General features: G+C 51.4%; 25 protein-coding genes. 10 read left to right on the top strand and 15 right to left on the bottom strand.

What is annotated here, in order from left to right; all coding sequences use genetic code 11:
* Positions 1-47 precede the first annotated feature (47 nt).
* On the top strand, positions 48-644 hold the full coding sequence (locus ACYP03_RS07545; RefSeq protein WP_459779109.1) for a hypothetical protein: 597 nt from the start codon (positions 48-50) through the stop codon (positions 642-644).
* A gap of 398 nt (positions 645-1,042) precedes the next feature.
* Here the strand turns inward: ACYP03_RS07545 and ACYP03_RS07540 are convergent, their stop codons facing one another.
* The 4 genes from ACYP03_RS07540 to ACYP03_RS07525 form a co-directional block, all read right to left on the bottom strand.
* Positions 1,043-2,062: an adenosine deaminase gene (locus ACYP03_RS07540; protein WP_459779108.1), complete on the bottom strand. Its 1,020-nt coding sequence runs from the start codon at positions 2,060-2,062 to the stop codon at positions 1,043-1,045.
* 117 nt (positions 2,063-2,179) lie between these two features.
* On the bottom strand, positions 2,180-2,713 hold the full coding sequence (mog, locus tag ACYP03_RS07535) for a molybdopterin adenylyltransferase (protein WP_459779107.1): 534 nt from the start codon (positions 2,711-2,713) through the stop codon (positions 2,180-2,182).
* Between the two features lie 99 nt (positions 2,714-2,812).
* The gene (locus ACYP03_RS07530; protein WP_459779106.1) at positions 2,813-3,508 is read right to left on the bottom strand and encodes a pirin family protein; all 696 of its coding nucleotides are present in this window, start codon (positions 3,506-3,508) and stop codon (positions 2,813-2,815) included.
* A 54-nt stretch (positions 3,509-3,562) separates the two neighbouring features.
* Positions 3,563-4,003, bottom strand: a complete 441-nt coding sequence (locus ACYP03_RS07525; protein WP_371929417.1) for a DoxX family protein — start codon at positions 4,001-4,003, stop codon at positions 3,563-3,565.
* A 268-nt stretch (positions 4,004-4,271) separates the two neighbouring features.
* Between ACYP03_RS07525 and ACYP03_RS07520 the strand changes: the two genes are divergently transcribed.
* Positions 4,272-5,489 carry an MDR family MFS transporter gene (locus ACYP03_RS07520; protein ID WP_459779105.1) on the top strand — a complete coding sequence of 406 codons (1,218 nt, stop codon included), beginning with the start codon at positions 4,272-4,274 and terminating at the stop codon, positions 5,487-5,489.
* Positions 5,490-5,513: 24 nt separating this feature from the next.
* Here the strand turns inward: ACYP03_RS07520 and ACYP03_RS07515 are convergent, their stop codons facing one another.
* The 4 genes from ACYP03_RS07515 to doeB2 form a co-directional block, all read right to left on the bottom strand.
* Positions 5,514-6,878 (bottom strand): NAD-dependent succinate-semialdehyde dehydrogenase, encoded by a 1,365-nt coding sequence (locus ACYP03_RS07515; protein ID WP_459779104.1) that lies wholly within the window; start codon positions 6,876-6,878, stop codon positions 5,514-5,516.
* An 18-nt stretch (positions 6,879-6,896) separates the two neighbouring features.
* Positions 6,897-8,168 (bottom strand): ectoine hydrolase, encoded by a 1,272-nt coding sequence (doeA, locus tag ACYP03_RS07510; protein ID WP_459779103.1) that lies wholly within the window; start codon positions 8,166-8,168, stop codon positions 6,897-6,899.
* Positions 8,165-9,424: a diaminobutyrate--2-oxoglutarate transaminase gene (locus tag ACYP03_RS07505; RefSeq protein ID WP_459779102.1), complete on the bottom strand. Its 1,260-nt coding sequence runs from the start codon at positions 9,422-9,424 to the stop codon at positions 8,165-8,167. The genes doeA and ACYP03_RS07505 overlap by 4 nt, the downstream gene beginning before the upstream one ends.
* 119 nt (positions 9,425-9,543) lie before the next feature.
* Entirely contained in the window at positions 9,544-10,716 is a 1,173-nt protein-coding gene (gene doeB2, locus ACYP03_RS07500; RefSeq protein ID WP_459779101.1) for a N(2)-acetyl-L-2,4-diaminobutanoate deacetylase DoeB2, read from the bottom strand.
* Between the two features lie 261 nt (positions 10,717-10,977).
* On the opposite strand from doeB2, the gene ACYP03_RS07495 reads away from it, so the two are divergent.
* The gene (locus ACYP03_RS07495) at positions 10,978-12,096 is read left to right on the top strand and encodes an anhydro-N-acetylmuramic acid kinase (RefSeq protein WP_459779100.1); all 1,119 of its coding nucleotides are present in this window, start codon (positions 10,978-10,980) and stop codon (positions 12,094-12,096) included.
* A gap of 44 nt (positions 12,097-12,140) precedes the next feature.
* Here ACYP03_RS07495 and ACYP03_RS07490 read toward each other — a convergent pair whose 3' ends face one another.
* Positions 12,141-12,524: an MAPEG family protein gene (locus ACYP03_RS07490; protein WP_459779099.1), complete on the bottom strand. Its 384-nt coding sequence runs from the start codon at positions 12,522-12,524 to the stop codon at positions 12,141-12,143.
* A gap of 246 nt (positions 12,525-12,770) precedes the next feature.
* Between ACYP03_RS07490 and ACYP03_RS07485 the strand changes: the two genes are divergently transcribed.
* The 3 genes from ACYP03_RS07485 to ACYP03_RS07475 all read left to right on the top strand — a co-directional run bounded on the left by ACYP03_RS07485 (position 12,771) and on the right by ACYP03_RS07475 (position 16,733).
* Positions 12,771-15,317 carry a hypothetical protein gene (locus tag ACYP03_RS07485; RefSeq protein ID WP_459779098.1) on the top strand — a complete coding sequence of 849 codons (2,547 nt, stop codon included), beginning with the start codon at positions 12,771-12,773 and terminating at the stop codon, positions 15,315-15,317.
* A 224-nt stretch (positions 15,318-15,541) separates the two neighbouring features.
* Positions 15,542-16,225, top strand: a complete 684-nt coding sequence (locus ACYP03_RS07480) for a GIN domain-containing protein (RefSeq protein WP_330960322.1) — start codon at positions 15,542-15,544, stop codon at positions 16,223-16,225.
* 163 nt (positions 16,226-16,388) lie between these two features.
* Complete coding sequence (locus tag ACYP03_RS07475) at positions 16,389-16,733, top strand: hypothetical protein (protein ID WP_459779097.1); 345 nt, start codon at positions 16,389-16,391, stop codon at positions 16,731-16,733.
* A 72-nt stretch (positions 16,734-16,805) separates the two neighbouring features.
* Here ACYP03_RS07475 and ACYP03_RS07470 read toward each other — a convergent pair whose 3' ends face one another.
* From ACYP03_RS07470 to ACYP03_RS07460, 3 genes are all read right to left on the bottom strand, one after another.
* Complete coding sequence (locus ACYP03_RS07470; RefSeq protein WP_459779096.1) at positions 16,806-17,657, bottom strand: GNAT family N-acetyltransferase; 852 nt, start codon at positions 17,655-17,657, stop codon at positions 16,806-16,808.
* A 102-nt stretch (positions 17,658-17,759) separates the two neighbouring features.
* Complete coding sequence (locus ACYP03_RS07465) at positions 17,760-18,239, bottom strand: GNAT family N-acetyltransferase (RefSeq protein WP_330960325.1); 480 nt, start codon at positions 18,237-18,239, stop codon at positions 17,760-17,762.
* 409 nt (positions 18,240-18,648) lie between these two features.
* Entirely contained in the window at positions 18,649-19,557 is a 909-nt protein-coding gene (locus ACYP03_RS07460; protein WP_459779095.1) for an aldo/keto reductase, read from the bottom strand.
* 108 nt (positions 19,558-19,665) lie between these two features.
* On the opposite strand from ACYP03_RS07460, the gene ACYP03_RS07455 reads away from it, so the two are divergent.
* The gene (locus tag ACYP03_RS07455) at positions 19,666-20,073 is read left to right on the top strand and encodes a helix-turn-helix domain-containing protein (protein ID WP_248141911.1); all 408 of its coding nucleotides are present in this window, start codon (positions 19,666-19,668) and stop codon (positions 20,071-20,073) included.
* A gap of 64 nt (positions 20,074-20,137) precedes the next feature.
* On the opposite strand, the gene ACYP03_RS07450 is transcribed toward ACYP03_RS07455, so the two are convergent.
* The 3 genes from ACYP03_RS07450 to ACYP03_RS07440 form a co-directional block, all read right to left on the bottom strand.
* Positions 20,138-22,507 carry a Lon protease family protein gene (locus ACYP03_RS07450; RefSeq protein WP_330960327.1) on the bottom strand — a complete coding sequence of 790 codons (2,370 nt, stop codon included), beginning with the start codon at positions 22,505-22,507 and terminating at the stop codon, positions 20,138-20,140.
* Positions 22,508-22,908: 401 nt separating this feature from the next.
* Positions 22,909-23,367 (bottom strand): DUF3850 domain-containing protein, encoded by a 459-nt coding sequence (locus ACYP03_RS07445; RefSeq protein WP_459779094.1) that lies wholly within the window; start codon positions 23,365-23,367, stop codon positions 22,909-22,911.
* Positions 23,364-23,870, bottom strand: coding sequence for a hypothetical protein (locus ACYP03_RS07440; protein ID WP_459779093.1), 507 nt, complete (start codon positions 23,868-23,870; stop codon positions 23,364-23,366). The genes ACYP03_RS07445 and ACYP03_RS07440 overlap by 4 nt, the downstream gene beginning before the upstream one ends.
* Before the next feature lie 566 nt (positions 23,871-24,436).
* On the opposite strand from ACYP03_RS07440, the gene ACYP03_RS07435 reads away from it, so the two are divergent.
* From ACYP03_RS07435 to ACYP03_RS07425, 3 genes are all read left to right on the top strand, one after another.
* Positions 24,437-25,438 (top strand): helix-turn-helix domain-containing protein, encoded by a 1,002-nt coding sequence (locus ACYP03_RS07435; protein ID WP_459779092.1) that lies wholly within the window; start codon positions 24,437-24,439, stop codon positions 25,436-25,438.
* A gap of 25 nt (positions 25,439-25,463) precedes the next feature.
* Positions 25,464-25,937 (top strand): hypothetical protein, encoded by a 474-nt coding sequence (locus ACYP03_RS07430; RefSeq protein ID WP_459779091.1) that lies wholly within the window; start codon positions 25,464-25,466, stop codon positions 25,935-25,937.
* A gap of 201 nt (positions 25,938-26,138) precedes the next feature.
* Positions 26,139-26,444 (top strand): hypothetical protein, encoded by a 306-nt coding sequence (locus ACYP03_RS07425; RefSeq protein WP_459779090.1) that lies wholly within the window; start codon positions 26,139-26,141, stop codon positions 26,442-26,444.
* Positions 26,445-26,662: the final 218 nt, after the last annotated feature.

The following is a 26,662-nucleotide window of genomic DNA, read 5'->3' as shown; positions in this document are numbered from 1 at the left end:
GCATTTCCCGTATACTGACGGTTATTCCCCAGTATCCCGGAGTTCCTTTGTCTTCCCTCAGCCATTATCTGACTGAAATGGGCGTCCATACCCTGTTCTGTCATCAAGCCGAAACCCCCAGTCTGAAAACGCTTCTGGCGCATCTTGATGCAGAATTTGCCCGTATTCAGTCGATGCGACCAGACAAAAGCGATGCCGATCTGCTGCTCGGACTCATGACAAAAACCCACCTTGCAGCATTAGAACAACTTCAGCAGACCGAAGACAAAAGCGAAGCCATGCAAACGCTTTTTGTTCAGACGCTTGGCGCCGATCATGCCGAACGTTTTACCAATCAGTACCAGACCGACTGCATCATGGTCACCCGGTTGTGGATGCTGGTTCTCGGCAATCAAAACATGGACTTCAGTTATGTGGCTGAGCATGCAGAATCTACCGCGGCGTTGCTGTTCCCTGAAGAAAAGACCGGGCTGAGCCACAGCCGTGCCGAACAGATACGACGCCAGTTCATGCAGGCTTATTATCACGGACAATCTGTATCTCAGCTTCCGTCTGAACAAAATCAGGTCAGGCCGTCTGTACCGGGCAAGTTAAAAGCAATTTATCGCTGGCTTCGGCAGGTGTTACGAAGAAAAACCGGATAAATAAATCTTTTCCCCGGACAAAACGACAGTTACAAAAGACAAAAAAGTGAAAACAGAAAGAATAATTGATTTGAAATCAGGTTATTAAAATCAATTTTTTCCCTTTCAGGGAATAATCTGAAATTTTTATCCTTGGATAAGTTTTTGATATTTTATTAATTTAACAATTAGCTATACATAATTTACAAAATAGATCGTTGCGTGTTTTTTAATCATCCCTATAATACCGCCTACGCTTTAACCAAGTATGTTGTTCCTTTATATACTCTCACCACAGGTGTTGCTGCGGACTGGCTTTCAGCCTTTAACCCCTCACCTCTGGTAGCTCGAGTATATTTATTTCCCCCGCCTGTCATTTATTTGACAGGCGTTTTTTTTGCCCGCTTTTCAGAGCTTTTTTACAGAACAGGATGCAGCTGAACCTGCAGATAATGCGCCAGCCGCTGCTGTAATTTTTCTTTCTCTTCTTCCGGCAAAAAACTCGCCCGGATCGCATTGGCACTGAAGGCAGCCATTTCCTCTTTCGTCACCGCAAAAGCATGGGCAACCGCCAGGAAATTATCCGTCATGTACCCGCCAAAATAAGCCGGATCGTCCGAATTAATCGTGACGCACAATCCCTGCCGCAGCAAATCCACAATGTTGTGATCCGCCATTCGTTCAAACACCCGGAGTTTAATATTCGACAGCGGGCACACCGTCAGCGGCATCTGACTCTCGGCCAGCGCCTGTACCAGATCTGGGTCCTGACTGCATTGCACCCCATGGTCAATCCGGGAGACCCGCAACATGGATATCGCATCGCGAATATGACTTGCAGGTCCTTCTTCTCCAGCATGGGCGACGGTCAGAAATCCGGCATTAAATGCCTGTTCAAACACCCGGCGAAATTTTTCCGGCGGATGTCCCTGTTCTGAAGAGTCCAGACCGACCCCAATGATGTATTCCTGATAGGACATGGCCTGCGCCAGCGTCTCAAATGCCGCCTCCTCACTGAGATGGCGTAAAAAACACAGAATTAGCCGGCTCGAGATATCCAGTTTCTGTTCCCCGTCGGCCAATGCCCGGGTGATCCCCGCCATCACCGTCTGAAAAGCCACCCCGCGTTCGGTGTGCGTTTGCGGATCAAAAAAGATCTCGGTATGCATGACATGATCCTGCTGACAACGCAGCAGATAAGCCCAGGTCAGATCGTAAAAGTCCTCTTCAGTCTGCAGCACCTGCGCCCCGAGATAATACACATCCAGGAACGATTGCAGGTCGGTAAACTGATAAGCCTCTCTTGCAGCCGCCACACTGTCGTACGGCAACGCAATATGATTCCGTTGTGCCAGCTGAAACATCAGCTCAGGCTCTAATGTCCCTTCGATATGGACATGTAATTCAACTTTCGGCAGGGTTCGGATGAAGCTTTCCATGCATTGACCTCTTCGCGCGACACATAGGTAATTGTTTAAAGTGTAGATTGCGAGAGGGCGGTGTTGGGGAGATTTTCCCTGCTGAGATGTGCAGACAGCAGGGAATGCAGTCAGTGATTATTTCTGTTTTGGCCGGAAAACGTGAATCACAGACTCGTCGTTTTCCAGATATGGGCCTTCCATCAGATCGATGCAGTAAGGAATCGCAGGGAACACAGCATCCAGACATTCACGAATGGATTTCGGCTTACCCGGCAGGTTTACAATCAGGGTATCGTCGCGCAGCCCGGCCGTCTGGCGGGACAGAATCGCCGTCGGCACAAACTTCAGTGATTCAGCACGCATCAGTTCACCAAAGCCCGGCATCATCCGGTCACAGACCGCTTCCGTCGCTTCCGGGGTCACGTCGCGTTTCGCCGGACCGGTACCCCCTGTGGTCACAATCAGACAGCACTCTTCTTCATCAGACATACGGATCAGCGTGGATTCAATCACATCACGCTCATCAGGGATCACTTCGTAAACAGGTTCCCAGGGTGACGTCAGATAGTCGTTCAGTGTATCAATGATGGCCTGACCGGAAATATCTTCGTACACGCCAGCACTTGCACGATCACTGACGGTTACAATCCCTATTTTCGCTGTTGTCATTTGTTCTCCTCAGGTTCTCATCAAACCGGCCACATGATGTGGCCGGACTGAGGTCAAGTGTAAGCAATCTTGGCTGAGGGGAAAACCTCTGAGCAACGTTTATGGCAAATCAAACACCAATGCTGTTGCCGGAACTTCACCGGAATTGGATACAATCAACTTAGGTAACTGTTCCGCTTTCAGGCCGTCTCCGGGCTGAAGTGTTTCAGTGCCCGCAGTCAACGTTCCTTTGACCTGATGAATGTAGAATCGTCGACCGGCCTGCAGTGTTAACGTCAGGGACTCCCCTGCCGGCAGAATCAGCTGACTGAGACGGGCATCCTGTTTAATCGACAGCGTGCCATTTTCGCCCTCAGGCGTAATCACAGAGGTTAATCCATCCTGCTGCCCGAAATCTTTCTGCTGATAACCCGGCTCACCGCCGAACTGGTTCGGCTGAATCCAGATTTGCAGAAATTTCAGGTCCGCTTCGTGAGACGCATTAAACTCGCTGTGATAGATCCCTTTACCGGCTGACATCAGCTGAAATTCACCGGCAGGCAGGCGTTTGATATTGCCTGCACTGTCTTTGTGGGCGATTTCGCCTTCCAGCACATAACTGATGATTTCCATGTCCTGATGACCGTGGGTATCAAACCCTGCCCCCGGACGCACGGTATCATCGTTAATGACCCGAAGTGCTGAGAACCCCATCTGCTTCGGATCGTAATAATGACCAAAAGAGAACGTATGGCGGCTGTCGAGCCAGCCGAAAGATGCTCTTCCGCGGTCTGCAGCACGTCTGATTTCCAGCATGATGTCACTCCTCATTCATGAAGCCTGATAACAGGTTTTCTTTACAGCGCGTACTTACTGAAAGCGTTTTGCCAGCAGGCTGTCTGCAGACAGTTTGCCTGCACCTGAGACTGCCAGAGACACAACAATCGCCAACAGAGACAGGCCGAACTCATAACCACCGTTTGACATAAACAGGCCATTTGGTAAGTGAACACTGACAATTGCAACAACCATGGTGACAGCCAGCACCGCTGCCGCAGGGCGAGTCAGCAGACCCAGCAGGATGAACAGACCACCGAAAAATTCTGCACTGCCGGCCATGAATGCCATCAGCATGCCAGGTTCCAGACCGATAGATGCCATCCACTGCCCCGTGCCTTCCAGACCATAGCCACCAAAAGCTCCGAAAAGTTTCTGGGCACCATGGGCCATGAAGATAATTCCGGCTGGCACACGCAGCGCCAGAGGAGCAAAACTGTCAGCAGAAGTCAGCAGGCGTTTGATCAAAGACATGATAAATTTCCTCAAAATATTCAGATAAAAGTCGGATACAAGTTCAAAGATTTTGAAAGCACCGTAAAGTTCAGTAGCTTTGCTGTTTGACTCGATTGAGAGCAAGTGTAGTTGCTGTGACAGCCAAACAACACAGCCCGGATTTGAGTAAGTAATTCGAATAAATCGAACAAGCGAAGATTGTGCTTACTGATAAAAATAGTTGCAGACAATATTCTGTCTCTGTGACAGACTGCATATCCGGAAAGTTCAATGGAAAATGAAAGACATGGAGTTGTCTCACGTACGTCGTTTCTCTGCACCGATCTGGGCTGTTCTGATCGGCACATTCCTGACCCGCGCTTCTTTTTTCATGGTCTGGCCTTATATGGCTGTCATGCTGCACCGCAATTTCGGGCTCTCTGAAATTGAAATCGGCACCATTATGAGTCTGGCCGCTTTTGGGGGCGCCGTGGTCGCACTTTATGTGGGTTACCTGTCAGATAAGCTCGGCAGGAAAAACCTGCTGATCATCAGCTGCCTGGCGCATGTCGCGACCTTTGTCATTCTGGCTGAGGCCGATCAAAGCTGGCTGTATGCTGCCGGAGCACTCATGGCCGGGATCAGCAGGGCTATGCTCGAACCCCCGGCTCGGGCCATGATTTCAGATTTACTGCCAGAGATTCATGTGCGGGAGATGGCCCATCAGGTCCGTTATTACTGTATTAACCTGGGTGCGGCCTTTGGACCATTGCTCGGTTTACAGCTCGGCTTTACCGGCGTGCAATCTTCGTTTTATCTGGTCGCGCTGGGGTATCTGATCTACTGCAGCTGCTTTATCATTGCCTTCTGGCAAATCCGCAATACACCGCAGCCGCCCAAGAACAGTCAGAACTTCGGTGAAACCCTGCAGGTTCTGGCAAAAGATAAAGCGTTCATGATCCTGATTCTGGCCAACACCCTGGTGATGTATGCCTACCTGCACCAGGAAACCTCACTGGTTCAGTATCTGAACGCGCTGGGGGATCGGGTGGTTGACCTGTACACGCAGATGATCACGGTCAATGCCGGTGTCATTGTCCTGCTGCAATTTCCCGTGCTGAAACTCCTGAGCCGCTGGTCGTTATATCAGCGGGTTTATCTGGGAGTGTCGCTGTTTGCTGTCGCATTTGTCATGTATGCCATGTTCCCGTTAGATTCACCGGACTGGAGCTGGCTGGCGGCAACCTTTGTACTGGGCGTCGGGGAAGTGATTCTGTTTCCGACCTTCAATCTGCTGATCGACCGTGCCGCTCCGGATCATCTGCGGGGGGCCTATTTTGGGGCCGGTAACCTGACCTCCATTGGTGTCAGTCTGTCTCCTCTGGCTGGGGGCATCATCTTATCCTGGTATGGCGGTCCGGCACTGTTCCTGTCGACCGCTTTTATACTGGTCATTGCTGGTTACCTGTACATCTGCTCATCGCGTTATCAGCAACAGCAAGTTGAAGAAGCTGAAGCGGTTTAACCGCTTCAGCTACACGCCCTTCCTTCACTTCACCCACACCTGTTTGGCATTCACAAACTCGTGAATGCCATGCGGACCAAGTTCACGACCATAGCCTGAACGTTTGATACCGCCGCTGGGCAGGCGGGGATCGGTTTTAACAATCCCGTTCACCGCCACCTGACCGGCGTGCAGTTCCCGGATAAACCGCTGGGCCTGAGCCGGATTCGTCGTCCACACGCTGGCCCCGAGTCCGTATGCCGTATCATTAGCCAGAAGCAATGCATGATCCGCATCATTGGCTTTGATCAGCGCCATCACAGGGCCAAATGTTTCTTCCCGAAACACGGTCATCTCAGGCGTCACATCTGCCAGCAGAGTCACAGGATAAAAATAACCCATACCGGTATCCGGCTGCCCGCCCATCAGACAACGCGCTCCGGCAGCAACGCTTTCTTCCACCTGCCGGTGCAGATTCTGGCGCAAATCTTCCCGTGCTAGCGGCCCAACATCCGTCTCGGGGGAAACCGGGTCACCCACTCTGAGCAGAGTCAGCCGCCTTTCCACTAACTGAATGAAGATTTCATACACCGGCGCTTCAACGATAATCCGCTTCGCTGCAATGCAGGACTGGCCCGCATTGATGATCCGGGAAAGGGTGGCAATATCTGCGGCGGTTTCCAGATCTGCATCTGCAAGCACCACGCAAGGATCCGATCCCCCCAGTTCCAGCACAGCCGGTTTAATCAGACTCGCAGCCAGTGAAGCAACTGTGGCGCCGGAGCGATCGGAACCGGTAAAGGAAACCGCTGCAATATCGGGGTGAGCGATCGCCTGCCCGACCAAATCATTCTCAACCGGGAGGTTGATCATGATATTGTCCGGCGCTCCTGCCAGCGAAAACATCTCTGCAATCGCCCGGGCACAGCCCGGTACGTGCGGATCATGCTTCATCACACAGGTATTGCCTGCCATCAGTACCGGAGCCAGAAACCGGAACGCCAGCCACACAGGTGCGTTCCACGGCAAAATGCCGAGCACAGTGCCCAATGGCTGGTAGCACACATAACTGTGTGACGCTTCCGTCTTGATATTCTGATCTGCCAGATAGGCTTCCGCATGTTCCGCATAATGCTCCGCACACCAGGCAGCCTTTTCCACTTCCGGCCCGGCTTCTTTCACCGGTTTTCCCATTTCCTGAGTCATCAAAGCACCAAGCCGGGCCTGATTTTCTCTGAGCTGACCGGCAACCCGCCGAAGCACTTCAGCCCGTTCATCAAAAGATAAACGCCGCCAGTCCGCCTGTGCCGCAGTGGCCGCGGAGATACACTGCGCCATCTCATCAGCATTCAGTGTGGGATATTCTTCAATCAGTGTGCCATTGGCCGGATTGATTGCTTTCAGTAACATGGTGCGCCCCTCCTCATGCTATCCGTTCGCCTGCTGGTGTTTACCTTTTCGGGCTTTGTCGATCGACGTGGCTTTTTCTGCAGATACAGCTGCCGACGGCTCTTCCAGCCCTGACGCTTTGCCCTGATCCGGCCGTATAGTGAAATCTTTGGGCAAACTGAAAAAGGACTCGCACCCATCGGCCGTGATGTAAATGGTGTCCGAGATCCCGCAAGTTTTATCGCCATCCACGCCCCACATCCAGGGAATAATATGAAAAGTCATGCCTTCTTCCAGCACCGTAGACACCCCCTGCTTCAGGCTGACAATGTAGCCCTCATCCCAGCTGGGTGGGAAAGCAATCCCGATTGAATAACCAGACCGGGTGATCAGCCGGGCACCCACGTCATTTTGGGAAATGATATTTCGGATCAGATTATCCGCATCCGAGACGGTCATACCGGGCTGGATGTAATCATTCAGCGAATGCAGCGCCTGCTTCATCAGCTCCTGAGCCTTGAACATCGAATCCGTCAGCTCTCCCAGAACGACCGTGCGCATCATGGCGGTGTGATAGCGGCGATAGCAACCGGCAACTTCGAGAAAGACATGCTCACCGGGTTTGACCACCCTGCCCTCCCAGGTCGCATGACCAATCATAGTTCGCGGACCGGAAGTCACATAAGGCATCACAGCCGGTGCTTCCCCGCCGGCTTTGAACATTGCCGCACTGATGGCCGCACCAATTTCATTCTCCGTCACGCCAGACCGACAGGCCTCAATCCCGGCTTTCATCCCGGCTTGAGTGGCAACGGCTGCTTTGCGCATCAGCTCAATTTCGACTGGTGATTTACAAATCCGCCCCTGCTCAACAATGCCGAAGCAGTCCAGCAATTTGGCTTCGGTCAGGGTGGTATGAATCGTATCCTGGTGGTACGCCGGGAAAAAATAGCTGTTCCGTTCATAGCCAATGCGTTTTCGCGACAGCCCGAATTCACGCAGCGCATCCACCAGCATCTGAATGGCGTCCCCGGTATCCGGATAGGGCCGGGTGCGCTCGATCCAGGTCCGGGCGAACACATTCGACTCTTCCATCGCCCGGGTGATCATGAAAGGCTCATCTTCCAGCGGCACCACCAGTGCCTGAAAAAAAGAATATCCGGTGGTCTGGTAATCCGTGAGGTACATAATGTTTTCCGGATCGGTAATCACCACCGCATCCAAATGGCGCTGCGCAATCCGCAGACGAAGCTCACTCAGGCGACGTTCATATTCCTCAAAAGGGAACGTCATATCATCGCGTTTTTTCATGCCGCCTCCTGCAGAACGTCTTGTGTCACAGCCACCAGAATCGCCAGCCCGGCCTTGAGATCTGCCTCTGGTGTCGTCAACGGCGGGATCAGCTTAATCACCCGGCCCCCGCTGCCGCAGGCGGAGACCAGCAGTCCGGCGTCAAAACAGCGGCTGACAATGGTTTTTGCTCTTTCGCCGTTCCCGACATCCACACCGTACAACATGCCTTTGCCGCGGATCTCAATGGTTTCATAAGCCCCCAGCGATCCGAGTGCAGACTGCATGATGGCTTCTTTCTCTTTCACTTCCGTCATCAGGTGACTGTCTTCGAAATAGCTCAGGGCTTCACTGCCGGCCACAAAAGACAGACACTGGCCACGGAAAGTCCCGGTGTGTTCACCCGGTGACCAGTGCCGGTCATAATCAGGTTTCACCAGATTCATCGCAATCGGCGTACCCAGTCCGCCTAAGCCTTTCGCCAGACAGATGATATCCGGTTCGATGCCGTAATCATCAAAGCTGAAGAAGGAACCGGTCCGCCCCATCCCCGCCTGAATATCATCCACAATCAGCAGCGCACCGACCGACTTCGCCAGTGACGCCAATGCCCGAAGCCAGGTTTTGTCGGCAATATTCACCCCGCCTTCTGCCTGCACCGTCTCAACCAGAAAGGCAGCTGGTGCTGTTACCCCGCTTGACCCGTCCCGGTAACTTTCTTCCAGCAGTTTCAATGCCTGCATGGCGGTATCGGCCGTTGCCCCTTCCGCCCCGAATGCGGTATGCGAGACATGTGTCAGCGGAATACCGGCCGCCCCCCTGAAATACTGATTGGCAGTACATGCCAGTGAGCCGAGCGTCATGCCATGGAAACCATGATGAAAAGCCACAATGTCATGCCGTCCCGTGGCACGCCGGGCCAGCTTCAGGGCCGCTTCAACCGCATTGGTGCCGGTAGGGCCCATAAACTGCATCTTGTGTGACATCTGGCGCGGTTCAAGAATGATCCGGGAAAATCGTTCCATGAAATGACGCTTGGCGCGGGTATGCATGTCCAGGCTGTGAGTCACGCCGTTTCGCTGCAAATATTCAATGACCGCCTGTTTCATCCGTTCATTGTTATGACCAAAGTTCAGCACGCCAGCCCCGGCGAAAAAGTCGATATATTCTTTGCCGTTTTCATCTGTCTGCCTGGCATTGCTGGCCGTGTCAAACACGGCAGGGTAGACCCGGCAGTATGCCCGGATTTCGGATTCGCGCTGTTCAAAAATGCTCATCGTACATCTCCTTGTGCGGTCAGATTGTCTGGAGTGAAATCTCTGATGTGAAGAGGGCTGTTGCGCTTCGCCAATTGCTCAGCCAGCGTTCAACAGCCCTTGAACTTTTTTTACCTCTCTTACTCTGTGTAGTCCGGTAATGGCGCCCCCGCAAGCCGGGCGTACCATCGAACCACTTTTTCGAGTAACCGATCATTAAAATCGTAGTGCGGACTGTGACAGGGATACTGATGCGTCATTTCGCCGTCATCCGCACCGATCAGGGCGAATGCGCCCGGCAGCTGTTGCAGGTAATAACTGAAATCTTCCGACGCCATCACCGGCAGGGAAATGGCGTGATCAAGCTGCTGCTCTGCATCCGCCAGCCAGGCCCGACGGGCTTTTTCAGCCTGTTTCGCATGATTGATAGTCGCACTGTAGCGCGGCTGGATTGCAACTTCACAGGTCACGCCGAAGCTCAGAGCCGTATGATGGCAGATTTCTTCAATCAGCTGATTGATCCGGGTTTTCGTGTCGTCATCCGGCACGCGGATACTGCCACTCAGCACGGCCTGCTGCGGAATCACGGTCAGCCCACTGGCAGCTTCGATTGACGTGACACTCACCACAGCAGCATGTTGCGGTGGCAGACGACGGCTGATGATCTGCTGCAGATTCAGTGTTATCGCTGAAGCTGCCAGCACAGGATCAGCACAGAGCTCCGGCTGGCTGGCATGCCCCCCCTTGCCTTTCACCGTCACCGAAAAAGTCCCGTTGCCGCACATCACCAGGTGATCCGGACAAATCATTTTTCCGAACGGGATGGCTGGCCAGTTATGCCAGCCATAAACTTCATCAACACCGTCCAGCGCGCCATCGGCAATCATTTCCCGGGCACCATGCCCGCCTTCCTCTGCGGGCTGAAACAGCAAAGTGACCGGCCCTTTCAGTTGATCTTCATGCGCTTTCAGCCAGGCCGCAGTCGCCATCAGGGCCGCAGTGTGACCGTCATGACCACAGGCATGCATACAGCCCTGATGCCGGGAAGCCCAGCTTCGGCCGCTGTCTTCTTCAATCGGCAGCGCATCAATGTCGCCCCGCAGCGCAAGATGGCAGCCATCCGGGTGAAGCGACGGAAGATGCGCAACCGTGCCGGTTTTCGCACAAGGGCGCCAGTCAATGCCCAGCGCCGTCAGCCGGTCCCGGATCGCTGCGGCCGTCTGATGTTCCTGCCACCCGAGTTCGGGATGACGATGTAATTCCTGCCTGAAGGATTTCGCCGCAGACAGATTTTTTTGCCAAAAATCGGACATAACACTACCTGATCATCCATAAGCCAGACCGGAACAACCCTGCAGCGGCAGATTTACACACGCAACCCAACGCTTTTATTGATAATTTTCCGGCACTTAACTGCAAGCCTAGCCATGATGGCAGCAGTTCTCAACTTTCGTTTGATTTTCCACCCGCCGACCCAGATGAATTTCACGCTCGGGCAAATACAGCACGCCATCCGGCACAAAATCGTGATAACGTCGTTGCCTGAAATTGGTCTTAACGGCAGGAGCAAAATCATGAGCCGGGAGTTATACCGGGAGTTATACATAGGCGTGATGTCCGGCACCAGTATGGATGGTGTGGATACGGCGCTGGTTGCGATTGACGAGCAACACCTTGAATTATTAGCCCATGATGACTTTCCGATGCCCGCAGACCTCAAACAGCGGTTGCTGGATGTATGTATTGGCCAGCAAACCAATCTGATTGAAATCGGTGCGCTGGACCATCTGCTCGGGCACCTGTTTGCTGATGCGGTCAATGCCCTGCTGAAGAAATCCGGCTATTCCGCCGGACAGATCCGGGCGATTGGCAACCATGGTCAGACGGTATTCCACCAGCCTTGCGGCGATGCTCCCTTCACCATGCAGCTGGGAGATGCCAATATTATCGCCACCAAAACCGGGATCGATACCGTGGCCGACTTCCGCCGCAAAGACATGGCGCTCGGCGGACAAGGTGCCCCGCTGGTGCCCGCGTTTCACAAAACCATCTTCCAGTCTTCCGACTCCAGTGTCGTGATTCTGAACATCGGCGGCATCGCCAACATTTCCGTGCTCCGCCCGGATCAGCCGGTGCTCGGGTTTGATACCGGTCCCGGCAACATGCTGATGGATGCCTGGTGTCAGCAACATACCGGACACAAATTTGATCACGACGGCCAGTTCGCCAGTCAGGGCGAGGTCTGCCAGACACTGCTGCATGCCTTGCTTCAAGATCCATATTTTGCCCGTTCAGCCCCGAAGAGCACCGGCCGGGAACTGTTTAACCTGCCCTGGCTGACCCAACACCTGGCAGGCCAGACACTCAAACCAGAAGATGTGCAGCGCACCCTGTGTGAATTCACCGCAGTTACCATTGCCCGGGATGTTCTGTCATTTCAGTCCGGCCCGCAGCCGACCCTGCTGGTCTGCGGCGGCGGAGCCCGGAACCCGCTCCTGATGACACGTTTAGCGGCATTGCTGGGCGACTGGCAGGTTTCCACTACCGGTGAACATGGCATCGACAGTGATTACATGGAGGCCATGGCATTTGCCTGGCTGGCTCAGCGACGTATTCACAACCTGCCGAGCAATTTACCCGAAGTGACCGGAGCCAGCCGACTGGCATCTCTGGGAGTGCTGTACTTCGCCTGAGCACACATGCAACGGCAGCCGAAAGGCTGCCGCTGACATTTCTTTCAGCCCAAAATGAGGTACAACAAATTCAGCACCGCCAGCGCGATAATCGGCCAGAGCGTCAATTGCATCCCCAGTACCCGGCCTTTCAGGCTGTCAGCCAGAATCCCCCGGCCATGGATCACCCGCCCAAAGGTAAACACCAGCCCGGCAAGGACAATCAGCCAGTTTGCACCGCCGTTTTCTTCCAGCAGAAAAAGTAAGATCAACGCAATTGGAATATAGTTCACCGCATTTGACTGCGCCGAACAGGCCAGTTGCAGATCTTTTGCTTTCCCTTCTCCGTCGCCGTAACCAATTTGATGACGCCGGCGAGCCTTGATGACCTGGATCGACAGCCAGCAGAGCCACAGCGCCAGCACCGAAGCAAAAAAACTTGTCGTCATGAGCAGAACACTCCCTGTGATTTATGATGACTTTCATAAGCTTATACCAGAATGTTGACAATGAACGCTTCCTAAACGTGTCAATTCTCAGTTGCGTGACAACCATTTTCTCCGGCCTGAATGATGGTCAAGCTGGGCAACACTAAGCTAACACTCAGAGCATGATAAAAAAGCCGGGCTGTGATGTTGCAGCCCTGCAACTTCATTGACCACGGTATGTGGTGTGACTGATTTTAGGGGCTGAACATGATGAACAAATCATGGGAGTGCGCATGCGGGCTGATCGGGATCAGCCTGCTGGCGGGTTGTGGCGGAGAAGCCAAAGCACCTGCCACGCCAGTAAAAACTATTTCTACCTATTCTGTTACCGCCATTGACGGCTATCTCGAAAATGCCCAGGCGTGGGTGGATATCGGGGAGAACTTCCGCTTTGAAGGCGGGGATCGCAAAGGCATGACCAATGCTTCAGGTCAGGCTTCCATATTCCTCAATGGCCTGGACAAACCTTCCCAGTATGCTTCCTTTGTCCTTGCGATTCCGGGACAAACCGTCGATCGGGATCAACCGGACAGTCCCGTCGCCACTGGCTTTCTGATGTCTGCCCCGGTGGGCTATACCACGGTCACCCCGCTGACCAGTATCGTTCATCTCTATATGTTTGAAGGACTTGGGGAATCAACCGCAATTACAGCCGTGGCGCAGTCTCTCGGAATTGGCACGGATCAGGTCATGGGCGATTACATTGCCGGCGGCCTGGCGGATGTCGCCGTAAAAGCCCGGGCCATCGTCATGCTGGGGATCCTGCCGGAACAGGAACTGACCAGCGGTGCCGATGTGACCGCACCGCTGGCGGAGTTTCGTCGCTTACGCGATGCCCTGAAACAGTTAGATACCCATCACCATCTGGTCAGAGATGCTCATGGCCGGATTATTTTGGACAGTGACAGTCAGCCTGTGATTATTGATGATGTCGCGCTGAGCACCGACACCGACGGCGATGGCGTGATTGATGCGGCAGACCCTTTCCCAGATGACGCCACAGAAAATGCAGACTACGACTATGACGGCATCGGAGATAACGCCGACCCCGATGATGACAATGACGGCCTGACCGATGCCGAAGAGGCTGTTCTTAAAACCGATCCGTTCAATGCGGATACCGATGGGGATGGCGTCAGCGACAAAGATGACCAGTTCCCGACTGATGGCAGTGAAACCGTCGATACGGACGGCGACGGGACCGGTGATAATGCAGATCCGGACAATGATAACGATGGCGTCAGTGACAGTTACGACGAAGATCCGATGGACGCGGCAAAATCAAACTGTCAGTTTGATGCCATCATCTCCAGCACATTTGATATGGATGCCAGCTCAGTACATAACGTCATCCTGCAATGCGGGGGTTATCTGCCCCTCGGGATTGCTGACGTGCAGGCGCTAACAACACTGCGTCGCAGCCATGTGACCGGTACAGGCGGCAGTGAAGCCTTTGAATTTTCAAATGACGGCACTGGCGTTCGCTACCGGAATGGTCTGGCCACCGGAAGCTTCAACTGGCTGATCACCACCAGTAATGACCGCAACGGCTTCGCGCCCGGTATGGTGAAGATTTTCCACAGCAACGGTGATGCGGAAGTCTGGGCGCTGCTCAATAAGCACAGCGAAACCAATTCCTTCGTCGTTTATTCTGAATATGCCAGTCAGGGCAATGGCCTCATCGATACGCAGGCAATCTCGCAGATGCGGAGTCTGGATTACCGGCAGTCAAACGATCCTGTTCCGGCTGCCAGTGCGGACCTGCCCCCCTGCACCACCGATGACTCTTCGTTCTCTGGAGATGCGCCCACCATAGCAGCAACCAAAGAACAATTTACAGCAGCGATCGAAACCTGCAAACAAGGTACGACAGGCGGGGATATTACGTTTTCTGCCGACCTTCTGGCCAGCCAGTCCTTCCTGTGGGGACAATCTGGTGACGATCTGTCCACCCGTTACACCTTCCTGACCACCGACGGTGAAAATCAGGGCTTTGGTTACCGTCAGAAAAACGGGGACTATCAGACTTATCAGTGGGAAGTGGAAAACAATCAACTGGTGATCGTCGGCAGCGATGTTGCAAACTCAACCAGCTGGATTCAAACCTTTGCCGCACTGGGAGAAGACGAGGCAAACCACGAAACCAACTGGAAGGTGTTTACTCAGGATACCCTCTGGGTGAAAAACGGCACACCCGGCGGCATTACGGCTGAACAGGGCGCCATCAGTTCGGGTTCACTGGTCCGGAGTGCATTACCCGGCGGCATATTGTCACATTGTGATGACTTCAACACCGGCTGGAATGACAGTACACAAAGCCCGACGGACAGTGGTGCAACCCGGACAGAGTACGATCAGGCACTGACCAGCTGCGGAACCCCATGGGCTGCAACGCCGTTGCAGTTCACTGCGGCGCTGCTGACCAATACGAAACTCCTGACGGACAATGGTCACAGCCTTGAGTTCTCCGGCGTACCGGCAGCCAACGGTGACGGATTACTCTCTGGCACCGGTACCTATGTCACGCCGGGTGCGGACCAGCCGGTCACCGAAGCATTCAGCTGGGTCATTCAGGCCAACGGACAACTGGAGATCAGTTTCACCGGCAGTGACAAAACCATAACCTGGACCTTACAGGATGCCGATGGCCTTGGCTTTGCGGCGTTGCGATTCATGACCGATCCGGACTGGCAACTGGCGACGGATCATGGCGTGATCCGCAATGTCTCTTTCACCGTGAATTCGCTGATGTAGCAGTTGCTGCCGATCTCAAAAGCACAATTGAAATTGATAAAACAGGTGGCTAAATTCGCCACCTGTTCGTTTTTATGACGAATGATTTTCTCTGGAAAGCACTGAGTGTTCGCACATGAATTCGCTTCAAAGCCTTATCAAACCTGGCTTCGCCAGCTTGGATGAACATTGGCACGTATATTGATTATTCAAATCCAATTTTCCTCAAACGAATGTGACGACTGATGAATCAAACAGCCAAAAAAGTAATGCTCCCAGCTTCCCTCACCGGTATCCTGCTTTTCTCCGGCATCGTCGGTGGTATCCCTTTCAGCTTTGCTGATGAACAAACCCGCACGTTACCCCTCAGCAGTTTCGACTCGCTGACGGTTGAAAAAGGGATGGAAGTCAGCGTGCACTGCAGTGACCGAAACTATTTTGAAGCCACCGGAGACAGCAAAGTCCTGGATCAAATGAAAGTCAGGGACCGGCAGGGGACGGTTCAGATCAGCAATGAATCTGAGGGGAAATGGGAAGATATTGAACCCATCACGCTTCATGTCTATACCGCACAGCCACTGCATAAACTCGAAGCCAGATTTGGTATTCAGGCCGATGTGGATAGTTGTGCCCTTGCGAAAGACAGCTTCACAGCCATCGGCAAAATGGGCAGTAAACTGACACTCAGCGGCGAAACCGAGACCCTTTCACTTGAGCTGGCCATGGGTGCCGTACTGACGCAGGCCCCACAACCATTACAGATCAACAAAGCCACCGTCGAGCTGGGTATGGGCGCCAGCGCCTGGTTATGCCATGCCAAATCGGTTTCCGGTAATCAGTCAGCCGGGACCCGATTATCCGTTTCTCCCGGCACGCAAACCCACATCAACAGCGGCTACGGCACAACCCTCGTATTTGATGCGTGTTAACAGAAGTCAAAAAAATTCAGGGCAGGCACGTCAGTACCTGCTCACTTCTCCCTAAAAAATCACCTCATACAAAGATCATCTTTTTCCTTTCAAAGTTCTCAGTTCAATACACCCGCTAAGATAAACATCCAACGTCAGCATCCGGGGTACGGGGCCAACAGATATGCCTGAAATTTCAATCAACGATGCCAAGCGGGCGATTCTTGCAGCGACAGAGCACTATGAAAAACGGATTGAATCGAGTGTCATGATTTCGCTGGATAACGGCGAGTCGGTCAATGTTCTGTTTTCAGGGATCAGAAATCAGACTCATTGGCTGTTTGGTTTACCCGATCTCTATTTGCTAAACAAAACCGACATCCCCCTCCTTGCGCGCTGGTGGCAAAAGCTCCATCCGAATAACTGCAAGATGGTGGAGAGACAGCAAAAGTACCCGGGCGCCTATGTGATCAACATTCAGTACATGACTGCACACCGGGAAATGATCATGCAGGTACCGGTCACATGAATCATGGCTAGACTCACCATCAAAAAGATGAAGGCCCATACGGGCCTTCAAAAATTCGTCTATTGAAACCGGTCACCCGATCTCAAATGATGTCACGCCAAACAGCCGATTCAGCGGCAATGCTGGCGCATTTTGGGTATACATCCGGGCGGTGCCGAAGGACACTGTCATCCCATATTTTTCGGCCAACGCAACGGCTGCTGTATTGACCTCCGGCACATCCAGAAACACAGGCTGAGATGGCTCTGCCCGGGATTTCAGTGCCAGAAACAAACGCTCGGCCAGCTGGGCATTATCCGCATACAAAGGACCAATTTTATAGCCGGTTCTGCACTGGCGAATCACACCATAGCCAGCCAGCTGATCATTTTCCATGATCCCCAGCGCATGGCTGTGCGGCTGATTAATCCAGGTTTTCAAAAAGTCGGTTCGCTGAACGGGAAAGAAAGGCTGGTCATAAGCTTCAATCGCATCCAATGGCACATCAGACAGCGGTACAACCGCTGCATCTGGCTGGACATCTCCGCCAGCCACACCTTCATACCGTAGATTGCTGTACGCCAGTTGAAAACCGGATTTCTGATAATTTGCCTGCTGCTCAACCACGCCATCCAGACCGACATTGCAGCCAGTCAGAGATTTCATCGCTGCATTCCAGAGTTGAATGCCATACCCCTTCCCGCGGTATTCCGGCTTTACAATATAAAATCCGATAAAGCCAAACGTGCTGTCATAGCGGATCGCAGAAATTGTCGCGATTGGTTCTTCATCAAGCAGGCCAATCAGAAAACCATTAGGATCAGCCTTGGCGTAACAGGCTGCATCATTGAGCCCCGGATTCCACCCTTCCTGAGCAGCCCACTCAACCGCGATTTCGGCTTCGTCCGTTTTCATCGGCCTGATCGTCAACAACTTGTTTTTCATCACATATTCTCCTGACGTTTTTATGATTATTCTTTTGAGTTGCATTTATACGAACAGTAACACAAGCCAGAAAAAGCGTCGGCTGGACCAGTCAGCATCGCATTAGTTTTTCAGGGCCATCTGCATGATGTGCTGTGGCCCGGCTGCCCCCCCCAGATAAAGATCACCGGTATCGGTAAATCCACCTTGCTCATAGCAATATCTGGCAGCCGGATTTTTGCAGTTCACCGTCAGAAACAGCTGAAGTGCTTCCGGATAAGCTGATTTCAGGAATGGCTTCAGGCTGGCAACAGCGGCCTTGCCGTAACCTTTGCCCTGATGATGCTGATCGATGAAAAAGGCACGCAGCCCCAGAGCATCCGTCTCTGAAAAATCGTAACACTGACCATAGCGGGTATCGATCAGAAAGAAACCGACGACAGTTTCCCCATCCAGAATCACATGCGGATGAACGATATTGTCGATGATCACCAGAATCTCATTCATGGTCCCGACAAATTTCACCTGTGTTTCCTCAACCGACAACACCGCAACTTGCTCAAGATGAGCCGGTTTCATTGCTTCAATACGAATCAGATTCATGATTTCCCTGCGAGCAGCAATATAAAACAATCAGTTAGATGAGCAGTTTAAGTGATTCGAGCCGTAAAAAACGAAGACTGTTTGCCCGGAGGTTGAGGCAGGTCTCATTATTCATTGAGACAGCGGCTATAGTAAACAAAGGTCATATGTCAGTTTGGTGACAACCACCAGCAAGTTACAACGTCACTAAATTGAAAGCAATGATCGGCTTTCTGAATGTATTTTCTGTATGAGTTGACTTTGAAAGGAGTAATTTATGGCTAGACGAGTCTCGAACAAGCGCATCAAAGAAATCCTGAAAAAAGCTACTGAGAAGAAAAAATAAGTGCGTTTCAATCACCACTTCAGAAAAGACAACCCCGCCAATTGCGGGGTTGTTGCATGTTCTGGCTTAGAAAATACGGAACCGTTATGGCACTCCGTGTCCTTTGGAGGCCACCCAGACCCGGAACCACTGCTCACGGCTCAGCTCAAACGCCAGTGAAGCCACCGCATCTTTCACACGCTCAATTTTCCCGGAACCGATAATCGGCAAAGGCTTGGACGGTAAACGGCGTACCCAGGCATAAATGACCTGATCAATGGAATCAGCACCGATTTCCTGACGAATCGCTTCCAGTTCATTGCGAACACGAACGGCCTGCTCAGACTGACCATTGAAGATCTCGCCGCCGGCCATACAAGACCAGGCCATCGGTTTCGTGCGTTTCATTTGCAGCTGATCCAGAGTGCCGTCATGGCAGACCTCAAAATTCAGCGGATTGATTTCAACCTGATTCGTCACCAGTGGTGCGTCTAACCGTGATTGCAGCAGGTCGAACTGTGCTGGCGAGAAGTTTGACACCCCAAAGTGCGCCACTTTGCCCTGCTGCTTCAGTGCTGCGAAAGCCTCGGCCACTTCATCGGCATCCATCAGCACATCCGGACGGTGGATCAGCAAAACATCGAGCTGCTCGATGCCAAGGCGTTGCAATGAATGATTCACCGACTCGGTGATGTGCGATTTGCTGGTGTTGTAATGGTTAATCTTCTGCTCAGGATACTGGCTGCCACACAGTTTGATATCGCACTTCGAGACAATCTGAATGTGCTCACGCACACTCGGATCCAATGCCAGCGCTTCACCAAACAGCTGCTCACAACTGTACCCTCCGTAGATGTCGGCATGATCAACGGTCGTGATCCCCAGCTCAAAATGCTGCTTCAGGAAGGTCAGTCGCTCCTGAGGGCTCATGCCCCAGTCTGCCAGACGCCAGTAGCCTTGGACCAGTTCAGAAAACTCAGGCCCCTGAGGCGTCAGTTCGACTTTTGCCACCATGGCAATACTCCTTTATTCATTGCTCGAAATAATTCCTAATCCTAGGCTGGATTGAGGCAGCGGGCAATGATATAACCCACAAGATTCGAACCAGAGTACGAGTATTCAATGTCATTTTCAGAACGATTAAGAAACCTGATGGGTAAGGAAAGCATCAGCGGTTTTGCCCGTCGGGTCGAGCTGAGTGAAGGGCTGATCCGTAAGTATTTGAATGGCAGTGAACCCAGCCTGCAGAAGGCCAATCAAATCGCGATGAAAGCCAATTGTTCACTGGAATGGCTGGCCACCGGCTGTGGTTATCTCTACCGTCAGGCTGAAGTCGTGGACAAAGATGCGCTGGCTGTTGCCTGGGAGCATGTGACCGGGCAATCATTCAGTGGCAAAACCGCAGACGAACTCACCAAAGTGCTGTCCGGCTACCAGTTTCTCCGCACCCATAAAAAATCCGATGGCTACCTGGATGTACAGGCCATGGCCAGCTTTTTGTCTCTGGCACAACAGGAAGAGCCATCGTAACGACTGAACAACAAATTTCCCTCCCCCAGACAGGAGAGAGGGAAAGTGAAAACGCATCCATACGCTACTTGCGCATCGCATTCAGCTTGTTTTGTGCAATCCCCAGCACAGAATCCGGCGGATAACCGCCCTCCTGCCATATACCCGTTTCTTCTCCCGTCAGCAGGCTGATGGCTTCACTGACATGATGAATCGCCCAGATATGGAAATCTCCTCTCTCCACAGCGGCTAAAACATCTTTACGCAACATCAGGTTATGCGCATTCGACTGCGGGATAATGACACCCTGCCGGGCATGACGGCCTTTAATGGTACAGACATCGAAGAAGCCTTCGATCTTCTCATTGACACCGCCAATCGGCTGCGCCTGTCCGAACTGATTCATCGAACCGGTGATCGCGATCGACTGGTTGAGCGCGCAGCCCGAGAAAGCCGAAATAATCGCACACAGCTCCGCCATTGAGGCGCTGTCTCCGTCGACACCACCATAAGACTGTTCAAACGTCAGGTGGGTGGTCAGCGGAATTTTTGCGCTTTTTCCGAACAGGGAAGACAGGTATGCCGTCAGGATCATCACGCCTTTGGAGTGAATCCGGCCACCCAGCTTCACGCTGCGTTCGATATCCATCACCTCGCCTTCTCCCCACGACGTGGTCGCGGTGATCCGGTTCGGAATCCCGAAACGATGATCGGACGTCGAAATCACCGACAGACCGTTAATCTGCCCCGTCACTTCCCCCTGCGTATCAATCAGCGTGGTGCCGTTTCTGAAGGTATGCAGCATTTGATCCTGCAACCGGCTGACCCGTTTTTCCTGACGGAGCAGCGCCTGTTCAACATGAGCCACACGAATCATGGTCGCATTAGCCGCTCTGGCGGTGTAATTGGTCTCCCGCAGCAGATTTGCAATATCCGCCGAATGCAGCGACAACTTATTCTGATCTTCTGCCTGACGAGAGCTGTATTCGATAATCCGGGCGATCGCTTTACGGTCGCAATGCAGCATATTGTTATCGTGCACAATACTGGAAATGAACCGCGCGTACTGCGCTTCCGACCCATCGGTGCGATCCATCTCATCTTCAAAGTCTGCGGTCACCCGGAACAGTTCGCTGAAGTCCGGATCATAATGCACCAGCAACTGATAGGTTTGATAATCACCGAACAGAATAATCTTCACATCCAGTGGAATCGGCTCCGGTTCCAGAGAGATCGTGCCGGATAGCGTCACTTCCCTTTCCAGCGAACTCAGGTTCAGCTTCCGCGAACGCAGCGCACGCTTGAGACCGTCCCACACAAACGGCCGCTCAAGCACTTTCACCGCATCCATCAGCAACACGCCGCCATTCGCACGGTGCAGGCTGCCGGAGCGGATCAACGAGAAGTCGGTAAACACGGTGCCTTTGTAGGTCGCATTTTCGATATAACCGAAAATAGTGTGGTAATTCGGACTTTCTTCCACCACGATCGGAAAACGCTCACTGTCCTGACTGACCAGCACATTCACCTGATAACGCCGCGGCATTTTCCGGTCCAGCGCCGCATAAGCCAGCGCGACCTGATCTTCACTTTCTTCCAGAAAGATATCGAGATTTTCCAGAATATCTTTCTGCATCGCCGACAGATATTCCTTAATCTCACTATGGCCCCGATACTGCTTTTTCAAAGGCTTGATGAAGTGCGACACCACCCCCAGCGCAACTTCTTCATTCAGCTTCTGGATTTTATCGGAGAACTCTTCTTCCCAGTCGGTCATCTCGCGGGCAATCCCACGCAGTTTCACTTCCAGTGCACTGATAATTTCTTCAAACTTCTCCTGCTCAGCCTGAGGTAATGCTTCAAAACTTTCCTCGGTATGGGGCTCTTCGCCGTTCATTGCCACCAGCTGATAGTCGCCCTGAGTGGTCAGTGTCAGGCTGACATTCTGGTCCTTAGCTTCAGTCGTCAGGTTGCCCAGTGCCGTTTGCTGTTTTTGCGCCAGCTGATTTTTCAGCTGCTCAGAACGCGAATAATACATTTCATTGTCGAAGGCCAGCGGCAGCGCTTTCACCATCCGCATCATCAGCTTTTCGATATCTTTTTTGAATGGCGTCCCCATTCCCGGTTGCAGTTTCAGCACTTTCGGAGTACGCGGCTCATCAAAGTCCGCGACATAACACCAGTCATACAACGGCGACGCATCACCATTGGGATCATGACGGTTCAGGTAGCGCAGCACCATGGTGCGCTTCCCCAGCCCATTCCGGCCAACGGCATAAATGTTGTAACCCTTCTCCTTAATTGACATCGCAAACTCAACCGCCTGCTGGGCACGCTCCTGGCCGACGATCTCGTCCAGCGGTTCTAAATGTTTGGTCGATGTACAGTCGGCATCCAGCCCGTTCAGGGTGCAGCTGCGGTACAGGGTATCGGCTTTTAATACTTGAATGGTCATACCCTTCCCCTTCTTCTCTTCACTGATAATGGTTTCAGTGTAGTCAGCAAATAGTTACTTTTTAGTGACTTAGCTTGGTTTTAGGGCGTAAAAGGTTTGATTGTCTGTTTTTTGTGCGATTTTGGATTCGGGGAAATGAAACCGACTTGGATTTGGTTGGTTGATTTTAAATCGCCCAAAAGGTTTAAGCCGTAAGAAGACAGGCGAAGCACAGGCCATTTTTTCCAGAACGACTGAATCGCTGCGGTCCTGATTCCCCTCCTCGTAGCACACCGGGAAATAACGTTGAATCGACCATTTCAGCCTCCACATTGAAAGTCCGATCTAAAAGCGATTTTTTTGTATTGGATACTGCTGATGGCGGTGAATGCCGCCATCAAATTCACTTAACGATGTAACCTTTACGTTTGCCATTCAATCAGCGGAAACTGCTTCAGAAAGTGGTTTGCTTCATCCACCCAGCAACGACCCGCCTCAACGGCACGTGTCGCATCATCCGTGGCATTGCCCGTTTGCTTGATAACCGGAACCTGCGCTTCAAGATAATCGCAATGCTCCTTGAGCCGATCCCGTAAATAACCAATCAGGCGAATCCCTTGCAACGGCGTGGTATTTGCCAGCGAAAGCACACACCAGCCGTTCATCAGACCAAAGTGATCGCCCTGCTGCACATAGGTGATTTTTGCATTCATTACCTGCCCGGTATCATCGCCGTTATCGTCAACCTCCCGCAGAATCAGGACATCACCAGCACGATAATCACGATCGTTCAAACGCACTTCATGGGTTTTACGTCCGGCTAAGACTTTTCTGAAATGAACAGGCTGTACTTTCACTTCATGGAGAGTGACTTGATTCACGATTGCACCCCCGCTGTCAGGTGCGCTTCAGCAATCAACTCAATCAGCTTATCTTCAATCGCCAGCAAATCCTGAATGTCATCATGTGCAAAATGAAATGAATCATCAAATAAACGAACTTCGCTTTGCCAGTTTTCATAAGGGGTATTTTGCGGACACACGTAAACATACAGCCAGTCGGTATGGGGCGAATAGCTCACGTGAACATGCAGCAAATGTTTACACTCGATTGCCATTTGCAGAATGCCTAAGGCCACATCTTGAGCACTGCGATTTAGGATCGCCTCGGCCAGTTTCTCAGCGTCCATAGCCCCTGTTTCGGCCGGTTCTTCCTGAGAGCTGAAGGAAGTTGTCCCCTGAACCAGTACGTGCCGCACAATAGCTTCACAGCGGTTTAACAGCATCAGATTTTCTTCCGAGTGCCGATTCACTTCTTTGAGCAATTCAACGGCTTCTTTTTTTGCCTGCTGGGCTTGTTCCAGTATGGCTTGTGCATGACTCATGCTTTTCTCCTAACCAAAGTGACAAGAAAGTCCGCACCAGGCGGACACATTGCAATATCAATTCACGGGAAAACTTGAAGGGTTCATACAACAAAGAGGACCAGTCAGGTTCTCAGAACCGATGCAACGATCACCACTGGCAGCCTTCTTCTGCTTCGTAACAGGTTCAGGTCCGTCACAATTACAGACCTGTCGCAGCTTCAGACGGCGTAGCGACGATTCTTCGAGGTATTCAGCCACACGTAACGACAGGCCGCGAAGGTCCGGACGTATTCCAGCGGAATGCCTCTTTCACAGCGAAATACATTTTTACAGTGAAATACCTTTATTTTTCAGAACGGGCCCATGGAATCCCTTATGAAAGTCCGGCAATGGGGACACTGTTCAAAATTTTATGCTGAATGATAACTGGTGGCTCGCCACAAAATCATGGAAATTCGTCATCGTACAGATCTGCGAGATGCAGGGGTGTATTAAAGGAAAACATGGTGCTATCCTCCTGAGTTGGTTTGCTTTTTTATCGGGTATCTATTGCTTTGGCCGGCAAGATACCCAAGGACAGAACGATGATAGATCGCCAAAACAACAACCTCAATGAAAATTTGGCGATCAAAATCAAAAATAACATCATTGGCGATATGGTAAAGGGAAAGATTCTGCCTTTTGACTACTTAAAAGGTCATGCGTTTACTGAGATGCTCAAGAAAGTGACCGGGTGTAATACATTCCTGGAGTTGTCACAGATATTTGACGTCAAAAAACCAACATTCAGCACTTGGAATTTACATAACCGGACCTCTCATGAGCTGATGGTGCGTTTACATCTTTCAAAAGGCATTCCCATGCGCACACTAGCGCTCGGTGAGGGGCTGGATAGTGAACAATTCATCAACAATAATTTCGTTGGTGAACAAATCCCGTCTTTTAACTATCTGGTTGGTCAGCAATTTACGGAACTGGTCAGAAGTGCTGTGGGGTGCAGAACATTTCTGGAACTGGCTGATATTCTGGATGCCCCGAAATCAACCTTCAGTGCCTGGAACCAGCACAACCGCAACTCGCACGAGCTGATTGTCCGGTTGCATTTAGCCAAAGGCATTTCTGTTCGTTTGCTGGCATTAGGGGATATGAGCCATATCACAGAATCAGCGTTCTACCCTTCCCTGCGTGTCAATACAGAAAACCTGCAGGTACAGGAATCCGCATCAACGTTCGGAAATCATCCGCTTGCCACGGTTCTCCTCAAGAGCTATTGCCTGACCAACGGACAGCTGATTGATACCGGAGACATCCCCTATCCACTTCGACGGATGAACAGCTTCAACCTGAAGGCTGAACAGACCATTGAAGTGGAAACGAATGAAGCGATCTACCTGGTAGATAAGTCTTCAACAGATCCTGTGTCTGGGAACTACCTGATTGATGTTGATGGCCGTTTATCCATCAACCACATCCAACGTTTCCCAGGTAAGAAACTGGCGATCGCCTTCGGCGAGAGCACGATTGAAGCAAAAGAAGAAGATATCAGGGTAATTGGCAGGGTTGCGGTTACTTCAAAGAAGGATTGATTTTTTGACTAGCTAGGGAAAGCTAATGAAAACTAGAATTCTTGCATCACTCGTCGTATCTATCGCACTTATCGCCTGCTCTGAAAGCAAACCTGATTTTCAGGTAAACAGCATCAAAGTCTCCGACTTTGCCTATGAGATGGGTGGTAAACCAGCGGTAAACATCAATCTCGCACAAGACGAGAAGAACTTTTGTGATGTAACTATATGGCGGGCAGATGTAAAACAAGGCTTCGACACCACACTCAAGCAAAAAAGCTCCGGTAACATCAGCTCAACTTGCATCATCAACGGCAAGACGTTCATGCAATCGTCAAAACACCCTACGATTGCAAGCCTAACAATTGATGAACTCGACGCACAAAATAACAAAGCAGTACTGCGTACTTCATTGAAGCTGGTTGACATCAAAACACTAGATGAATTCTTTGAAGTAAAAGATTTACGACTACCGATTGATGGTGAGCAGTTTGTGAATTTGGTTGAGTTACCAGAATAATTTAAAAGTGCTCTGCTTTGGCACGACCTTACAGATTGCTCTAACACATTAATTTTCAAAAGTCAGTCAGATTCATACGTGAAAAATTTCCTTTGGCAGTTCTTGGGCTAGAGTTTTAGTAGGTAACTATATATTTAGTTATATTTAGTTTCATATTGTGTTTTGTAGAATCCACTTATTTTCAATTACTAAGGGGTGGTTATGCTAATGATAGCGAATGTTAAGATGTCAAATGGCAACGTAGATGAGCTTGGATACAGAGGTTTGGAGGAGATGTTAAACGATGGGTGGGTGGATACGTGGAACTTAAATGTGGATCGTTTGAAAGCTCAAGATCGTATACGTGTTTGGAACGTTGGAGAAAAGCAAATTTTGGACGCCTCAATTAAGCAAGTCATTGACCATCCAACTGAACCTAAAATTATATTAGGTGAAGATGCAAAAATTATTGAAATGACAATCCCTTGGATTGCGGGCCCTCAGCGTCGTAAGTACACTGAAGAATAGCTTTATAACTAAAGTATGAAATTTCAAGATAATTTTTCTTATCTGTGTTTATTGCATTTGAGCAACGTCTCTAACTTGAAAATGTCCAGTTCCGTGCCAGCAACTCATCCTGGCACATTTTTGCCTCAATGTGCTTTAGCACAAATTTCAGTCTGCTTTCACTTGGCAATTCTTGACTAAGTTTTCTTGATATCGGATTTGATTCTTGTTTTATATTA

It is taken from the genome of Photobacterium sp. R1, from assembly GCF_054600795.1.
Note: the sequence above shows the minus strand (reverse complement) of the source record. Positions and strands in the feature narration are given on the sequence as shown.

What these genes read in the sequence shown, in the direction of transcription:
- ACYP03_RS07540 (WP_459779108.1), bottom strand. Translation starts at nt 2,062, where the DNA reads ATGGAAAGCTTCATCCGAACCCTGCCGAAAGTTGAATTACATGTCCAT.
- mog (WP_459779107.1), bottom strand. Translation starts at nt 2,713, where the DNA reads ATGACAACAGCGAAAATAGGGATTGTAACCGTCAGTGATCGTGCAAGT.
- ACYP03_RS07530 (WP_459779106.1), bottom strand. Translation starts at nt 3,508, where the DNA reads ATGCTGGAAATCAGACGTGCTGCAGACCGCGGAAGAGCATCTTTCGGC.
- ACYP03_RS07525 (WP_371929417.1), bottom strand. Translation starts at nt 4,003, where the DNA reads ATGTCTTTGATCAAACGCCTGCTGACTTCTGCTGACAGTTTTGCTCCT.
- ACYP03_RS07520 (WP_459779105.1), top strand. Translation starts at nt 4,272, where the DNA reads ATGGAGTTGTCTCACGTACGTCGTTTCTCTGCACCGATCTGGGCTGTT.
- ACYP03_RS07515 (WP_459779104.1), bottom strand. Translation starts at nt 6,878, where the DNA reads ATGTTACTGAAAGCAATCAATCCGGCCAATGGCACACTGATTGAAGAA.
- doeA (WP_459779103.1), bottom strand. Translation starts at nt 8,168, where the DNA reads ATGAAAAAACGCGATGATATGACGTTCCCTTTTGAGGAATATGAACGT.
- ACYP03_RS07505 (WP_459779102.1), bottom strand. Translation starts at nt 9,424, where the DNA reads ATGAGCATTTTTGAACAGCGCGAATCCGAAATCCGGGCATACTGCCGG.
- doeB2 (WP_459779101.1), bottom strand. Translation starts at nt 10,716, where the DNA reads ATGTCCGATTTTTGGCAAAAAAATCTGTCTGCGGCGAAATCCTTCAGG.
- ACYP03_RS07495 (WP_459779100.1), top strand. Translation starts at nt 10,978, where the DNA reads ATGAGCCGGGAGTTATACCGGGAGTTATACATAGGCGTGATGTCCGGC.
- ACYP03_RS07490 (WP_459779099.1), bottom strand. Translation starts at nt 12,524, where the DNA reads ATGACGACAAGTTTTTTTGCTTCGGTGCTGGCGCTGTGGCTCTGCTGG.
- ACYP03_RS07485 (WP_459779098.1), top strand. Translation starts at nt 12,771, where the DNA reads ATGATGAACAAATCATGGGAGTGCGCATGCGGGCTGATCGGGATCAGC.
- ACYP03_RS07480 (WP_330960322.1), top strand. Translation starts at nt 15,542, where the DNA reads ATGAATCAAACAGCCAAAAAAGTAATGCTCCCAGCTTCCCTCACCGGT.
- ACYP03_RS07475 (WP_459779097.1), top strand. Translation starts at nt 16,389, where the DNA reads ATGCCTGAAATTTCAATCAACGATGCCAAGCGGGCGATTCTTGCAGCG.
- ACYP03_RS07470 (WP_459779096.1), bottom strand. Translation starts at nt 17,657, where the DNA reads ATGAAAAACAAGTTGTTGACGATCAGGCCGATGAAAACGGACGAAGCC.
- ACYP03_RS07465 (WP_330960325.1), bottom strand. Translation starts at nt 18,239, where the DNA reads ATGAATCTGATTCGTATTGAAGCAATGAAACCGGCTCATCTTGAGCAA.
- ACYP03_RS07460 (WP_459779095.1), bottom strand. Translation starts at nt 19,557, where the DNA reads ATGGTGGCAAAAGTCGAACTGACGCCTCAGGGGCCTGAGTTTTCTGAA.
- ACYP03_RS07455 (WP_248141911.1), top strand. Translation starts at nt 19,666, where the DNA reads ATGTCATTTTCAGAACGATTAAGAAACCTGATGGGTAAGGAAAGCATC.
- ACYP03_RS07450 (WP_330960327.1), bottom strand. Translation starts at nt 22,507, where the DNA reads ATGACCATTCAAGTATTAAAAGCCGATACCCTGTACCGCAGCTGCACC.
- ACYP03_RS07440 (WP_459779093.1), bottom strand. Translation starts at nt 23,870, where the DNA reads ATGAGTCATGCACAAGCCATACTGGAACAAGCCCAGCAGGCAAAAAAA.
- ACYP03_RS07435 (WP_459779092.1), top strand. Translation starts at nt 24,437, where the DNA reads ATGATAGATCGCCAAAACAACAACCTCAATGAAAATTTGGCGATCAAA.
- ACYP03_RS07430 (WP_459779091.1), top strand. Translation starts at nt 25,464, where the DNA reads ATGAAAACTAGAATTCTTGCATCACTCGTCGTATCTATCGCACTTATC.
- ACYP03_RS07425 (WP_459779090.1), top strand. Translation starts at nt 26,139, where the DNA reads ATGCTAATGATAGCGAATGTTAAGATGTCAAATGGCAACGTAGATGAG.